The 15,161-nt window shown below is 37.6% G+C and carries 15 protein-coding genes and 1 other annotated feature; of the genes, 10 read left to right on the top strand and 5 right to left on the bottom strand.

From position 1 onward, the window contains the following. Positions 1–3 precede the first annotated feature (3 nt). The 3 genes from ACFYKT_RS20515 to ACFYKT_RS20505 all read right to left on the bottom strand — a co-directional run bounded on the left by ACFYKT_RS20515 (position 4) and on the right by ACFYKT_RS20505 (position 3,154). Positions 4–1,413 carry a trypsin-like peptidase domain-containing protein gene (locus ACFYKT_RS20515; protein ID WP_389223457.1) on the bottom strand — a complete coding sequence of 470 codons (1,410 nt, stop codon included), beginning with the start codon at positions 1,411–1,413 and terminating at the stop codon, positions 4–6. Positions 1,414–1,550: 137 nt separating this feature from the next. Further along, positions 1,551–2,294 (bottom strand): AAA family ATPase, encoded by a 744-nt coding sequence (locus ACFYKT_RS20510; protein WP_389223507.1) that lies wholly within the window; start codon positions 2,292–2,294, stop codon positions 1,551–1,553. 266 nt (positions 2,295–2,560) lie between these two features. After that, positions 2,561–3,154: a GNAT family N-acetyltransferase gene (locus tag ACFYKT_RS20505; RefSeq protein WP_389223454.1), complete on the bottom strand. Its 594-nt coding sequence runs from the start codon at positions 3,152–3,154 to the stop codon at positions 2,561–2,563. A gap of 390 nt (positions 3,155–3,544) precedes the next feature. After that, positions 3,545–3,814, top strand: a binding site (T-box leader). 67 nt (positions 3,815–3,881) lie between these two features. Between ACFYKT_RS20505 and ACFYKT_RS20500 the strand changes: the two genes are divergently transcribed. The 9 genes from ACFYKT_RS20500 to ACFYKT_RS20460 all read left to right on the top strand — a co-directional run bounded on the left by ACFYKT_RS20500 (position 3,882) and on the right by ACFYKT_RS20460 (position 12,489). Then, a complete protein-coding gene (locus ACFYKT_RS20500) occupies positions 3,882–4,739 on the top strand; it encodes an SAM hydrolase/SAM-dependent halogenase family protein (protein WP_389223451.1) in 858 nt (285 codons plus the stop codon). Positions 4,740–4,768: 29 nt separating this feature from the next. After that, positions 4,769–5,326, top strand: a complete 558-nt coding sequence (locus tag ACFYKT_RS20495) for an ECF-type riboflavin transporter substrate-binding protein (protein WP_389223448.1) — start codon at positions 4,769–4,771, stop codon at positions 5,324–5,326. A 37-nt stretch (positions 5,327–5,363) separates the two neighbouring features. After that, complete coding sequence (locus tag ACFYKT_RS20490) at positions 5,364–7,076, top strand: ABC transporter ATP-binding protein (protein WP_389223445.1); 1,713 nt, start codon at positions 5,364–5,366, stop codon at positions 7,074–7,076. Continuing rightward, positions 7,067–7,897 carry an energy-coupling factor transporter transmembrane component T family protein gene (locus tag ACFYKT_RS20485; protein WP_389223442.1) on the top strand — a complete coding sequence of 277 codons (831 nt, stop codon included), beginning with the start codon at positions 7,067–7,069 and terminating at the stop codon, positions 7,895–7,897. The genes ACFYKT_RS20490 and ACFYKT_RS20485 overlap by 10 nt, the downstream gene beginning before the upstream one ends. 113 nt (positions 7,898–8,010) lie before the next feature. Beyond that, positions 8,011–8,556: a cupin domain-containing protein gene (locus ACFYKT_RS20480; protein WP_389223440.1), complete on the top strand. Its 546-nt coding sequence runs from the start codon at positions 8,011–8,013 to the stop codon at positions 8,554–8,556. A 348-nt stretch (positions 8,557–8,904) separates the two neighbouring features. Beyond that, positions 8,905–9,582 (top strand): PspA/IM30 family protein, encoded by a 678-nt coding sequence (locus ACFYKT_RS20475; protein WP_389223437.1) that lies wholly within the window; start codon positions 8,905–8,907, stop codon positions 9,580–9,582. A gap of 59 nt (positions 9,583–9,641) precedes the next feature. Further along, entirely contained in the window at positions 9,642–10,670 is a 1,029-nt protein-coding gene (locus ACFYKT_RS20470; RefSeq protein ID WP_389223434.1) for a TFIIB-type zinc ribbon-containing protein, read from the top strand. A 50-nt stretch (positions 10,671–10,720) separates the two neighbouring features. Continuing rightward, entirely contained in the window at positions 10,721–11,467 is a 747-nt protein-coding gene (locus ACFYKT_RS20465; protein WP_389223504.1) for a TPM domain-containing protein, read from the top strand. A 26-nt stretch (positions 11,468–11,493) separates the two neighbouring features. Then, the gene (locus ACFYKT_RS20460; protein WP_389223431.1) at positions 11,494–12,489 is read left to right on the top strand and encodes an SPFH domain-containing protein; all 996 of its coding nucleotides are present in this window, start codon (positions 11,494–11,496) and stop codon (positions 12,487–12,489) included. Between the two features lie 52 nt (positions 12,490–12,541). On the opposite strand, the gene ACFYKT_RS20455 is transcribed toward ACFYKT_RS20460, so the two are convergent. Further along, positions 12,542–13,633, bottom strand: coding sequence for a DUF1648 domain-containing protein (locus ACFYKT_RS20455; protein ID WP_389223429.1), 1,092 nt, complete (start codon positions 13,631–13,633; stop codon positions 12,542–12,544). Positions 13,634–13,668: 35 nt separating this feature from the next. Further along, on the bottom strand, positions 13,669–14,049 hold the full coding sequence (locus ACFYKT_RS20450) for a GntR family transcriptional regulator (RefSeq protein WP_389223427.1): 381 nt from the start codon (positions 14,047–14,049) through the stop codon (positions 13,669–13,671). Between the two features lie 159 nt (positions 14,050–14,208). On the opposite strand from ACFYKT_RS20450, the gene ACFYKT_RS20445 reads away from it, so the two are divergent. Beyond that, positions 14,209–15,030, top strand: coding sequence for an alpha/beta fold hydrolase (locus ACFYKT_RS20445; RefSeq protein WP_389223424.1), 822 nt, complete (start codon positions 14,209–14,211; stop codon positions 15,028–15,030). Positions 15,031–15,161: the final 131 nt, after the last annotated feature.

Raw genomic sequence — 15,161 nt, 5'->3', positions numbered from 1 at the left:
TATCTAATTCGTATGTTCAATAAAGTTTTGGGCAAATAAATATATTTTTTGCGAAGGTACGGCTAAGTTTAGATTTTGGCCGTTATCAAAACCTGCAGTTATCAATCCGACTAGCCTTCCGAACATATCTAGAAGAGCGCCCCCTGAACTTCCATTAGAGATTGGAGCAGTGAATTGAATCATAGATAAACTATCAATCTCTCTAAAACCTGAAACGATGCCATCGGATATGGAATTAAATAACCCTAACGGACTGCCTATGGCAACAATTTTTTGACCGCGAACTAACTGACCATCCATTTTAATTGTGAGTGGCGAGCAGTGTTTATCCACTTTAATAATAGCAAGGTCGTATTGCTGGTGATATTTAATAAAATGATCTGTTATATATTCTTCCGTTTCATTTTCATAAAGTACGGAGAAAAGATGCCCACCTTGAACTACATGTAAATTCGTTAAAATATACCCTTTACTATGAATGACGACACCAGAACCATAGCATAAAACCTTATTCTCATCATCATATACCTTAATCATAACAACCGAGTTTGATAAACTAGCCAATTGCTCATAACTGAGTTCCTGAGTTTGCACTTGGCTTTGGATTTGTTTTGCAGGATTAGCTATGACAGTAGGTTGGGAGCTAATATTTGGTTTTGAGGGTAGTGATGTATGGCCAATTATGGGTGCAGATGAAAAATCGGGTAGTTTTACATTTTCCGAATATAACGAGCTGCACTTATATAATGTTGAGTATTTGTCTATTTTGGGGTCCAAATGGACAATATCCTCTTTGGGATTCATATAGCATATGTCACAGCCAAGTTTATATAAGAAATACAAAAATAATAACTCATGTTGTTTAATGTCTCCAATAAACATGACTTTTGGAGAAATGCTTGTGGCATTAAAAAGTTTTGGTAAATAGACTTCCATCCAATTCAAAAATTTAACAACGAAGTTTTTAAATAAAGTTGGATTGGAATTAGGATGGGCCTGCTGATACAAAGAAAGAATTTGTATAAAGGTAAGCTTTTTCGTCCATTCCAGGGTCTCATTATCCAAAGGATAGCTAAGAGGTACTTGATAAAAAGAATTGGTGTCAGTGGAAGAGGTAACCATCGCTTGCCAATTCTCCCAAATGCCTGATAGCCTTTTTATATCATTTATATTTGAAACAATCTGAAGCCCATGTAATCGTAAGTAAGATGCTGCAGTCATACTGGAAGCGAAATGCTGGTCAATTCTAAGAATATGATCTGTGTAGTGCTTGACGGAATCAGGGATACCAATATATCTTGCAAAGAGAACTTCTTTTGTGACGGACTCTTTTTTATTTATAATCAAAAAATCCTCTAGAGGGTTATGGGTTTCCTTAAGTTTGACCTTTAAAGGTTTAGTTTTCACTATCATACGAATTCTCCTGCTTCCAATAATTTGTATAATGTAATTATAAGTAAATTTCAAATCAGTGCATAGGTAGAATTTCAACAAATAATTGGCTACAGGATAATGATAGGACAAAGGAAGGAACCTGCCCACCTTTCCTGCTACTCTTCTAGTAAATGATGCAGTAGCCTATTCCTATTATCAAAAAATTGTTTCATGATGCTGTAATGATTTGTTTCTTCTAGTGATGTTTCCTTTGCACCTTTCTCCGTGAATTCAATGATCTTAGCATTTGGATACGACATAATAATTGGCGAATGGGTAGCAATAATAAATTGTGAATTTTGATGAACGAGATCATGGATGCGGGTTAACATCGATAATTGTCTTAGGGGAGATAAAGCAGCTTCAGGCTCATCCATTAAATAAATGCCATTACCGTAAAATCGGTTCATAAAGGTCGCCCAAAAGGATTCCCCATGTGATTGTTCATGGAGTGATACACCACCGAATGAATCAATAATACGCGAACCACCTCCTGGTTCTCTATCAAGTTCCTCAATATTGGTTGCAACATTATAAAACGATTCCGCTCGCAGAAAAAATCCATCCTTAGGTTTTTCAATTCCCTTTACCAGTTTTATATACTTGTCCAATATAGAATGTGAATGATGTGTAGAAAAATTAAAATTAAATGACCCTCCTTCTGGATTAAATCCAGCTGCTATCGCAATGGCCTCTAATAAAGTTGATTTCCCCATCCCATTTTCACCAACAAGAAAAGTGACATTTGGATGTAAGACTAACTCATTCAAGGTCTTTATGCTAGGCAGATGGAAAGGAAAGGTATGAAAGGAAGGGATCTCCTCACGTTTTAGACTGATGCTTCTAATGTATTGGTTCATTTTATTTTCTTCCAATTTGAAAACCCCCATTAAACGATAAATCATTATATTAAGCTTAATAAAACAGCAGTAAATATCCAAAATTGGATTTTTTGAATGTATTATAATCTAAAAATCTTTCTGATCTTAGCACTAATTCTTTGCAACTACCAAAGGAATGGTTATTCCAGCCCATGAAACTAACATTAGTAAAAGGATGACAGCAACAAACTTAATAATGCTCCTTATGTAAAAAAGACTTATTTTTAAACAGTGAAAGTAGCTTATCAGTATTTTTTCTCTAATAAGTAATTCAATTTTTCTTTTACTGTCTCCCATTCACTATCTATAATACTGTAGAATATGTTGTCGTGGATTGTACCATCTGCCTTTATTCTATGGTTACGAAATGTTCCTTCTTTTGATGCCCCAATTCGTTCAACTGCTCTTTGAGAGCGTAAGTTTCGCCCACTAATTGAAAACTGAACACGTATTACCTTAAGTAATTCAAAACAATACTGAAGCAGCAGAAATTTACATTCTGTGTTTACTTTTGTTTTCCAAACCTTTGGTGAAAGCCAAGTCCAGCCAATTTCCACGTTGCGATTTTCTATATCAATATCACCAATTCTGGTTGTCCCTATTACTTCACCTGTCAGTTTATCTTTAACTATAAAAGGAATTTGTTTACCTTCCTTCTTATTGTTAATGGCAATTATTAATATTTGTTCTAAGTCATTCATTGTTTTAACTTCTCGCCAGGTATATTTCCATACTTCAGGACTTTTTATAGCTTCAAATAATAGTTCCTTATGCTTCAGTTCGAGTGGAATAAGAGAAATTGAACTTCCTTCTAGGTATATATCTGTTTCAATTATCATAAAGTATTGTCTCCCTTTTTAAGTAAATAGTCGAATAGCCATTGTTCCTACTAATTCCATATGGAAAAGAGTATTCCTCCTTGAAGGAGCTAATTCTTCCTGAGATTCGTATAAGAGAACGCCTTGTTTCTTTGTTAAAGAGTAGCTGCTGACTCGAACAAACAAATTATGATGGAGGATCATGAACCCAAGTTTCTTAAAAGGCTTGAGAATTGGAAAATAAATTGATTAATGAATAGATAAAACAAATGTGAATAGACTATGTAGAAGCAAAATTATGGGAAAGGGAAGCTGTCCCTCTGTCCCAAAAAAATTTTCTTGCATATGTTTTATGTTTCTTCTATAATCATAAATAACAAATTTTGAATTAAATGATTATTTTGAAAACAACTAAAGACGATGAAGAGAAAAGTAGGATTAAGTTATTTTTACACAGAGAGCTTCGGTAGCTGAAAAGAAGCGAAAAGACTGATCTGAACAATGGCCTCTGAGTTTCGTGCTGAAAGTATCGAAAGGTATGAGTAGGTTCCGACGAGATTTGGTACTCGTTATCCATACCACAGTATTCAGGGTATTGATATATCTGTGTACTTGTTGAGACTGTTTTGCGTGAGCAAGCAGTGAAGTAAGGTGGCACCGCGTGAAAACCACGTCCTTATCCGAATGGATAAAGACGTGGTTTTTTGTTATCCAAAAAAGTATCAGACAGATGAATGGAGGAGTAAGCATGAACAATTTTTTAGTCATACAATCGGATTTTGGGACGAGTGATGGTGCTGTGAGTGCAATGTATGGTGTTGCATTATCGGTGAAGCCATCGGTTCGAGTTTTTGATCTTACACATGATATTCCTCAATACAATATTTGGGAAGGAGCATATCGTTTATATCAAACGATTACCTATTGGCCAGAAGGAACGGTCTTCGTATCTGTAGTTGATCCAGGTGTTGGGTCTGAACGAAGAAGCATTGTTGTGAAAACGGCAACGAATCATTATATCGTGACTCCTGACAATGGAACGCTAACACAGATTAAGAAGCAAATTGGGATTGTAGAAGCCAGGATCATTGATGAAAAGGTGAATCGTCTTCCGAAATCTGGTGAGTCTTATACTTTTCATGGTCGTGATGTGTATGCCTTTACTGGTGCCAGGCTATCATCAAGCGTCATTACTTTTGAACAAGTAGGTCCCGAAATTTCTGTTGATTCGATTATTGAGCTGCCAGTTCCTGAAGCAAATGTGAATAAGGGGAAAGTGGCAGGAAATATTGATGTTCTTGATATTCGGTTCGGGAATTTATGGACGAATATTGATCGGGAGCTGTTTAAGCAACTTGATATAAAATATGGTGACTCGTTTGAAGTATTGATTGAGAACGAAACACGTCAGGTATATAAAAATATTATGACTTTTGGAAGGTCTTTTGCAGATAGTCATTTAGGTGAACCACTGCTTTACGTTAATTCGCTTGATAAAATTGGAGTTGCATTGAATCAAGGCTCGTTCGCAAAAGCCTATCACATACAATCAGGTGCAAATTGGAAAATTTTCATACAGAAGGTTTCGAACCTTGCATATAATTAACCATCATTATAAAAAGGGGGATGTGTATTTTGAAAAGAAAACCATTAACTATTAAAACAATTGTGGCCATTGGCATCGGAGCAGCAGTATTTATAATTTTGGCTAAATTTGCAGCGATCCCTTCACCAGTTCCTAATACCTCTATTCAAACATCATACGCGTTTTTAGCATTAATGGCTGTTGTATTTGGTCCAATTGCTGGAGGGTTAATTGGCTTAATTGGTCATGCACTTAATGATGCGATATCGTATGGTTCTATTTGGTGGAGCTGGGTCGTCGTGTCAATGATTATTGGGTTCTTAATCGGCTTTGCGGCAAAGAAAATTGATATTGAATCAGGCGTTCTTAATACGAAAAAGATTATTAGCTTTAACGTGGTTCAAGTGATTGCACAAGCATTCGGATGGTTTTTAGTAGCACCGTTACTGGATATTTTAATCTATGCGGAGCCAGCAAATAAAGTTTTCGTCCAAGGGCTTTTTGCAGGGGTATCAAACATGGTAACAGTAGGTGTGCTAGGGACAATTTTATTACTGGGTTATGCCAAAACACGAAGCCAGAGCAATAGTTTGCATAGAGAATTATAGATTAATTATCGGATAAAAGAACGGCTAGGAGATAAAAATGAAGAAACCAGTTATTGAATTCAACAATTATAGTTTTAAGTATCATAGCCAGACAGTGCCCACCCTTCAAAATATTAATTTAACGATTTACGAAGGTGAAAAGGTTTTAATTGTAGGACCTTCTGGTTCAGGGAAGAGCACGATTGGGCATTGTATCAACGGGCTCGTTCCCTTTTCTTATAAAGGTGAAGTGAATGGAAGCCTTCAGATTATGGGAGAAGAAGCAGGGCATTTAGACATTTTCTCTCGCTCGAAAATGGTAGGGACAGTTCTTCAGGATCCAGATGGTCAATTTATTGGGATAACAGTGGGAGAGGATATTGCTTTTTCATTGGAAAATGACTGTATGGAGCAAGGGGATATGGTGAATCTAGTTGAAGAGGCAGCCAAAATGGTGGAGATGGGAGAGTATTTGCCAACCTCCATTCATCATTTATCTGGAGGGCAAAAGCAAAGGGTGTCACTTGCAGGAGTAATGGTAGATAAGGTTGAAATTATTTTGTTTGATGAACCGCTTGCTAATTTGGATCCTGCAACAGGGAAATATGCAATTGAATTAATTGATCGAATTCATAAAGAAACGAACAAGACAGTGGTTATGATCGAGCATCGTCTAGAGGATGTCTTACATTGTCATGTTGACCGAATTATTGTCGTAGATGATGGCCGGATTGTGGCTGATATGAGTCCAAATAAGCTTTTATCGAGTCATTTCTTAGAAAGAGTCAATATTCGTGAGCCTTTATATGTAAAAGCGGTCAAATATGCTGGCTGTACAGTGACAGAGGATATGAAGCCAGCCCATCTTGATTCATTTACTGTTGAAAGCTGTAAAGATAAGTTATTAGATTGGTTTGAGGCAGTTAATCCCAAAGTATTAAATGAAAAAACTTCACCTGTTTTGGAATTAAAGGAGATTTCTTTTAGTTATGCACCTGGTCATGAAACAATCCATGAGGTTTCCATCTGCATTAATAAAGGTGAAATGGTAAGTATTGTCGGAAAGAATGGGGCGGGAAAGTCGACCTTGTCCAAGCTAATATGTGGGTTTGAAAGACCTCGCTCAGGAAGCATCCTTTTTTATGGGCAAGATATTACAAGTGATACGATTATGGAACGGTCACTTCGGATTGGGATGGTCATGCAAAACCCAAATCATATGATTTCCAAGCATATGGTCTATGATGAGATTGCCTTCGGTCTTGTGATTCGTGGTGTGTTAGAAGATGAAATAAAGGAGCGAGTGGAAAAGACGCTGAAAATTTGTGGTCTGTATCCATTCCGAAATTGGCCAATCTCCGCATTAAGCTTTGGGCAAAAGAAACGGGTGACGATTGCCTCCATATTAGTGTTGGAACCTGAGGTTATGATTTTAGACGAGCCTACAGCTGGACAAGGTTTGCGTCATTATACTGAGATTATGGAATTTTTAGTGGAATTAAATCGTCAAGGAATCACGATTATAATGATCACACATGATATGCACTTAATGTTGGAATATACGCCGCGTGCCATCGTGATTGATGGTGGTAAAAAAATTGCTGATGAGTCAGCAGCAACCATTTTGACAGACTTAGAGATTATAAGTCAGGCAAATTTAAAGGAAACCTCTTTATTAGTATTAGCAAAACGCTTGGGAATTGTGGAACCGAAAGCGTTTGTTTCGCGTTTCATTGCATTTGATCAGGAGGTAAGGAAGCAATGGCAGTAGAGATGTTATCATATATTAACCGGAAATCCCCTGTTCATCAGCTGACTGGTGTAACGAAGCTTGTCTGTTTTATCATATGGTCGTCTGCTGCCATGTTAACCTATGATACTCGTATTCTTATTTTTCTTTTCGTTTTAAGTATGGTCATTTTTATTGTCTCGAAGATAAAGCTACAAGAGATTTCATTTGTGCTTATTTTTATTTTGCTATTTTTGTTGATCAACAATATTGCCATCTATTTGTTCTCGCCACAAGAAGGTGTAAATATCTATGGAACTAGCCATGTATTATTTGAGATGGCGGGGAGATATAATGTCACGATTGAGCAAATCTTTTACCAAAGTAATGTGACATTAAAATATTTTGCCGTGATTCCGGTAGCTTTACTCTTTATTGTTACGACTCACCCAAGTGAATTTGCAGCATCTCTAAATAAAGTTGGTGTGAGCTATCGAATTGCCTATGCTGTTGCTCTGGCTTTGCGTTATATTCCAGATGTCCAGCGAGATTTTCGAAACATTGCTCTCACGCAGCAAGCTCGGGGGATTGATATGTCCAAAAAGGAAAAATTGACAAAGCGTATAAAAAATGCGGCATCAATTATTGTTCCCCTAATATTATCAAGTCTAGACAAAATTGAGACAATCAGTAACGCAATGGAACTTCGTGGTTTTGGAAAAAATAAAAAGAGAACTTGGTACAGTGCACGTCTTTTTCAGGCCGGAGATTATCTGACAATGATCGTATTTGGACTCATTTTTGTGACTGCAATGGTTGTTACATTTCATGATGGAAGCCGTTTTTACAATCCATTTGAATAGACTCATTCTTTCTTCGTATTCAAACCCGATATATCTAATCCTAGAATCTCAGTACCATTCCCTTAAGATAGCGCATAGGATAATTTAGTTTATTTGTGGAGGGATTGAGAAAAATGTATTATATTCCTTATACGTATCAACATCCATATTCTTATTATGCTAACGGACAGATGGAGCATTATTATAGACAGCCGGCTTATTGGACGTTACCGAATGAGTTTATGCAAAGAAATCAATTTGGTTTTCCGCAGCCATCTACTGAAGGTCGCCTTGTGTTAAGAGACCATGGGAATGAACCTTTTGTGGTGAATATTGAGGAGGCTACAAAGAGTAATAAAACTTTTCGCACAGCTTTATGGACAGGGAATCATTTGCAGGTTACTGTGATGAGTATTCCTGTTGGAGGGGATATTGGTTTAGAAGTTCATCCTCGAACAGATCAATTCTTGCGTATTGAAGAGGGGAAAGGCATTGTTCAGATGGGGAACTCAAGGAATCATCTAGACTTTAATCAAAGAGTTTCTGATGATTATGCCATTATGGTACCTGCTGGGAAATGGCATAATATTATCAACACCGGAAACAAACCACTAAAACTTTACACAATATACGCGCCGCCAGAGCATCCATTTGGTACTATTCAAAAATCAAAAGCCTAGGGACAAGGGGACAGGAACCTTGTCCCTATTTTAGCGAAAGAAGGGACAAGTCTTCTGGACTCATGTGAAAAATGAAGATACATAAAAAAAACCTAAAGTATTTGGTCATCGAGCTGATCGTGATTTTCCTAAAACATGAAACTTTTTTTCCATAAAGCAGTATAGTGTAGTATTGGTCTTTTCTATATCGCTTTTAATTGACAGATAGAATTGATCATTATAGAAGGATGTCAGCGAGGTTTAACGGCACTAACTCTAAAAATGACTTTTAACTTAATTGGAATGAAGATCAATGCAGAGATTCCAATTGTAAAATGGGTGAAACATTCAAAGGGGGAATAGCAAAGGATGAGTATTATCACAAGATTTAAAGATATTATGTCAAGTAACATTCATGCGTTATTAGATAAAGCAGAGAATCCGGAGAAAATGATCGATCAATACTTAAGAAATTTAAATCGAGATTTAGGCAAGGTTAAATCAGAAACGGCGTCTGTCATGGCTGAAGAGCAGCGGGCAAAAAGAGGATTGAACGAATGCCAAGATAATATAGAGAAAATGGAGCGCTATGCTATTAAGGCATTGGAAGCAGGAAATGAAGGAGATGCGAGGAAATTTTTGGAGAAGAAAGCTGCCTTGGCAATAAACCTTACAGAATTAGAAGCATCCTATCAGTTGGCTTCAACCAACTCCCTTCAAATGAAACAAATGCATGACAAACTTGTTGCGGATATCGGTGAATTGGATTCAAGGAGAAATACACTGAAGGCAAAATGGTCAGTAGCTAAGACACAGGAACGAATGAATAAGCTTGGGGCATCTGGGGCCAATTCCGGACAATCCATTTCTGCATTTGAAAGAATGGAAGATAAAGTGAATCGTGCACTTGATGAAGCAAATGCAATGGCAGAACTAAATGCAGGGCCGAAAGATGAAATTGCTGAGCTAACAACTAAATATGATGAGCCAAGCGGAAATGATGTAGACCGTGAACTTGCAGCACTGAAAGAAAGAATGAAGAAATGAGAGAGGGACAAGGGGACAGGGTTCCTGTCCCCCTGTCCCAAAAAAAGAGGAGATAGAATATGATTCTTCATTATAAATGCCCGAGTTGTGGGAGTGATATGAGTTTTGATTCTGAATCAGGGGAACTGGCATGTGAAAGCTGTGGGAGACAGGATAAAATCGAAAGTTATCCTGAAGATTTAATAATAACTACATTTTCTGAGGATGAGGCAAAGGAGTATCATTGTGAGAATTGTGGTGCTGTCTTAGTTACAGCAGCTGAAACAACCGCAACGAAATGCAGTTTTTGTGGAGCGGGTGTAGTGATTGCAGATCGATTATCAGGGCATCTTGCACCAGCAAAGGTCATCCCATTTACAATCAGTAAAGAAGAGGCAACAAAGGCATTTCAGAAATGGTGCAGAAAAGGGCTACTTACCCCAAAAGGCTTTATGAATGCGGACCGAATTAAAAGCATTACAGGGATGTATGTTCCGTTTTGGTTATTTGATTTAAATAGTAAGGTGCAAGTGAATGCTGTTTGTACAAAGGTTAGAACCTACACAAGTGGGGAGTATATTTATACAGAAACAAAGTATTATGATGCTTTCCGTGATATAAATCTTGATTATGTGAAAATCCCTGTTGATGCATCAGAAAAAATGAATGATGGATTAATGGATAAACTAGAGCCTTACCCATATGATCAATTGAAAAATTTTAAAACGCCGTATTTGGCAGGTTATATTGCGGAGAAATATAATTATACAGATGAAGAACTCCTTCCACGGGCAAAGGAAAAAATCAGCGGCTATATTGATTCCTATATTCGTTCAACATTATCAGGCTATCATTCCGTTAATTATAAGGATAAGAGAATTGATACAAAAAACGTGAATAGCTACTATGTTTTGTTGCCTGTATGGATGGTCAGCTATGATTACAATCATTCTGAGCATACCTTTGCAATGAATGGACAGACAGGAAAAGTTGTTGGCAAACCGCCAATCAGCACGGGTAAGGTGACTATGTGGTTTGGAGGCATTGCAGCTGGAACCTTCTTCGCATTAAAATGTGCGTCCTATATGCTGGGAGGTGGCTTTTGGTGAGAAAAGAGAATAGGATAAAATGGAGTCTTTTTTTCATTTTGACTACTTTCATGCTACTCTTTCCTTGGGGGCTATCCATTCAGGCAGAATCTATTAATCAAAAGCAGTTTATTTATGATTATGCCGAGTTGCTAACGGAAGCAGAAGTAGAAGATTTAGAATCATTATCCAGCGAGTTAAGTGAACAAATGAATACGGCTTTTATGATAATCACTGTAAATGGAACAGAAGGAAAGGACATTGTTCCATATGTAGAGGATTTCTATGATGAGTATGCTCCTGGCTATGATCAACCGCATGGGAATACCGCCATACTAACTATTGACTTAGAAGAAAGAGATGTATATCTAGCGGGATTTAAAAAAGCGGAACAATATTTGGATAGTGCGCGCTTAGATATGATCCGTAATAAAATAACGCCTGATTTGTCAGAAGGGAAATATTTTCAAGCGTTTTCTGGGTTTATCAATACAGCTCACGATTATATGGGCTATGAACCAGGTGTCAATCCAGAAAATATCTTATTTAAATGGTGGTTCCAACTGGCTGCATCAGTAACTATAGCTGGGATAGTTGTAGCACTCATGGCCTATCGCTCTGGCGGCAGAGTCACAGTAGGTGCGCAAGACTATATGAATAGCAAGCAATCGGGTGTAATTAGCAAGTATGATAACTATGTAAGACAAACCGTAACGAAACAGAAAAAACCATCTAGCAACACGAATAGTGGTGGCGGAGGTGGCGGTGGAATCTCCCGAGGTGGTCACTCGCATAGCGGGAGCAGAGGGAAATTTTAATAAAGGTAGGAAGGAGCAGGTGATCGATGTCTTTTTTTAGAAATCAATTTGCAAATGTAGTTGAATGGCAAGAATTTAGAGATGATATGATTTTCTATAAATGGAGTAATCGCGAAATTAAAAAGGGGAGCAGATTGATCATTCGCCCTGGTCAGGATGCCATATTCTTAAACAATGGAAAAATCGAAGGAGTCTTTCGCGATGAAGGCGAGTATGATATTGAATCGCAAATTATTCCTTTTTTATCGACTTTAAAAGGCTTTAAGTTTGGATTCAATAGTGGAATGCGGGTAGAAGTACTGTTTGTGAACACAAAAGAGTTCATCGTGAAATGGGGAACGAAAAATGCGATTAATATCCCAGCACCTGGGCTCCCAGGCGGCATGCCGATTCGAGCGAATGGAACAGTAAATTTCAAAGTAGATGATTACATTGCTTTAATTGATCAAATTGCCGGTGTAAAGGATCAGTATGTTGTTGAAGATGTCAGAATACGCATCACTTCCGTACTTGATCAACTTTTGATGAAATGGATTTCAAGAGAAGGAAAGGACATGTTCAATCTACAGTCCAATTCATTCGAAATTTCCAAAGGCATCCAAGAGGATTTGGATATGCAGATGATCAAGAGCGGAATGACGATTACGGGCTTCAATGTCATGAGCTTCAGCTATCCAAAAGAAGTTCAAGACATGATTACGAAAAATGCTTCACATGGAATGGTTGGCAATGTCGATAGATACCAGCAAATTTCGATAACAGATGGTCTTGCTTCTGGAAAAATGAGCGGAGGAGGGACTGCATCAGATATGGCTGGGATGATGATGGGGATGAATATCGCTAATAAAATGCTGAATCAAATGAATCAGCAGCCGCAAAATCCAGCTGCACCATCTCAAAACGATGCACCATCTTCACAAATGAGGCCAGCCGATCAAAAAAGACCAAACTTTTGTCCGAACTGTGGGACAAAAACAGGTGAAGGGAATTTCTGTTCTAACTGTGGACAAAAGCTGATATAAGATACAGAGGCCAATTATGTGATGCACATAATTGGCCTTTATTCCTATTCCACTATAAAAATGAAATAAGCAAAATAATAATAATTGGCATAATCAAAATGACATATCCTAATGGATTTGCAAGATTAAGTGTCCAGCCTACACCAAAACGTTTTTCTACAAAGATGGAGGGATCGTTTTTATTAAAATAGAACAGTCCACCCTTCCAATAGGAATCTTCATCAAAATCAGTAATGTCCCCCTCGATATCTGCAGGTAGCTGTTTATCAGCCCGCCCTACTTTCAAGGCAAAAAGAATGGTGCCAACTAAAACCACAATTAGAAAGACAATTGGAACGAGGAACATAACAAAATCTGAGATTAAATTCGGATGGATCGTTGAAAATTGTAAAAAGCTAAATAGCATGGTTAGCAATAAACTAATTAAAAACATGAGCCAGCTCGTATTCTTCCTCAAAGTAAGCTGTCGGTTGCGGGAGGCATTTGTATGTGTCGCACTTAATTTGATCCCTGACTTTTTTGTCCCGATATGCATGCCTAGGAACATGACCTGCATAATTAAAAGGATCAGTGGAAGGGTGATGACAGAGAATGGCGTTTTAGCAGTAAACGCATCTGCTTGCCCATTTGGCCCCCAATGTGTAGGAATTTGTTCTGGCAGAATTGAATATTGGCTGATCGTATAACCAATCATGCCAATGGTGATAATGATCGGCAAGAAATAGACATAAGAAGGAAGCATGGTATCCTGAGAACGCATGGTTAAATCTGTTATCTGTACTTGCTTTAAATTCTTTGCAAACCTTGGAGATCTCTTCAATTGACTGATCTTCCCATGGAAATAGAAGTACAAGGACATACTGATAAAAATAATGCCGAATTGGATAACAGTACCTGCTAGAACAATGAGTTCCTCCGTAGGTTTGCTTGTTATTGCCCAGATTGCATAAGCTCCTAAAGCGATGGCTGAAATGAGAAAAACGAGAATGGCGTATCTCTTCTTATAAGATATAATTTGCTCGTCTTCAATATATTTCTCTGGGACCGTAACGCCAAAAACAATGGTTCGTTTCGTTAAAAATGGAATGGCCGTCTGTATAGCTGCGAGAAAGACAATAATGACGAAAAAAATAGCTAAAGACATAAAATGTACCTCCTTTATATAATAAAATTCCTGTACTAATTCTTTTCTTTAAAATTGAAAATAATTAATTCAATTAACTCGTGAATTTCTTCTTTCTCCATTCCTAATACAATCGCTTCTGCAACTAGGGGTCTAAATTCAGTGCTAAGTCTTTGAAGGCTAGAGGCATGAAAGTCTTTAGGCGAAGAAATAACCGCTCCGGATTTTGGAGCTATTCGAATAATTCCTTTTTTTTCTAGCTCGTGATAACTTTTATTTACGGTATGCATATTTACGCTTAGATCTGCTGCAAGTGCCCTAACGGAAGGCAGGGAATCCCCCGGATGCATATCTCCTCTAGCAATGCCTTCAATAATTTGATTGATCAATTGTGTATAAATAGGAATATCAGATTCGGCTTCAACTCGAATAATCACGTTTCACCCACCCTTCTGTTCTATATTTATTATAACAAAACTGTTCTATAAAATCTATAACAAAGGGACATGGGGACAGGAACCTTGTCCCACATTAATGGAATTAATAGTCTTGCCTACGAATATAGTAGTTAAAAAGGACTGTGGGGTGTAAGGACTATGCCTTTAGTTAATGGAAGTTATATTGAGGTTGATTCAGGTGTCGAATTGTTTGTACAGGAAGCAGGAAGTGGAGAACCCATTGTTTTTATTCCTGGATTTACATTTACAACAGAGGTTTTTGAGAAACAAGTAGAATTTTTCTCGAAAACAAATCGTGTGATTGTCGTAGATCCAAGGAGTCATGGCCGCTCGACAATGTCCATTCATGGAAATGATTATGTCACCCATGGAACCGATTTAAAATCAGTACTTGATGTGCTAGATGTAAAAAATGCAACATTAGTAGGCTGGTCCTTTGGTTGCCTCACCGTTTGGGAGTACTTGAAACAGAATGGTTTTGATCAGGTCAAATCCTTAATATTCGTTGATATGCCGCCTAAGTCTTTATCAGTAAGTAAAGAGGATTGGGTGGAAGGTCCACTTGATGATATTGCAGCAATCTACAATGTGTATTTACGAAACTCTAGTGGGCAAAGGGAATTCATTACGAATTATATTACTCAAGTAATGGTGCAAAGAGACCTTGAGGAAGAAGAATTAACCTGGCTTGTTGAGCAATCTTTAAAAACACCATCATACATCGCAGGCAATCTGTTCGCTTCAGGCATGTTCTCTGATTATCGGGAAGAAGCAAAAAAGGCAAGTCAAACAGTCCCTACATTAAATGTTGTGGCTGAACACTGGGCCGAAACAGCAATCAAATATATAAACCAATTAACACCAGAAGCAAAAGTAGAAGTACTAGGTGGACATATGATGTTCTGGGAGCATAGTGAGAAGTTCAATGAGGTTGTTAAATGTTTTATGAATGAAAATTAAAGGCTCTTTACTAAAAGATTGTTGTTATTGGATCAATTTTGTAAATAAATAATGTTCACCAAATTGATTGTTGATTGGAGCGGAAGGTTGCGAGACTCCTGCGGGAGCAGTGGGACAGCTGAGACCCCACA

Source organism: Cytobacillus mangrovibacter, from assembly GCF_042865275.1.
Taxonomy (GTDB): domain Bacteria; phylum Bacillota; class Bacilli; order Bacillales; family Cytobacillaceae; genus Cytobacillus; species Cytobacillus mangrovibacter.
This window is presented reverse-complemented; position numbering and strand designations above follow the sequence as displayed.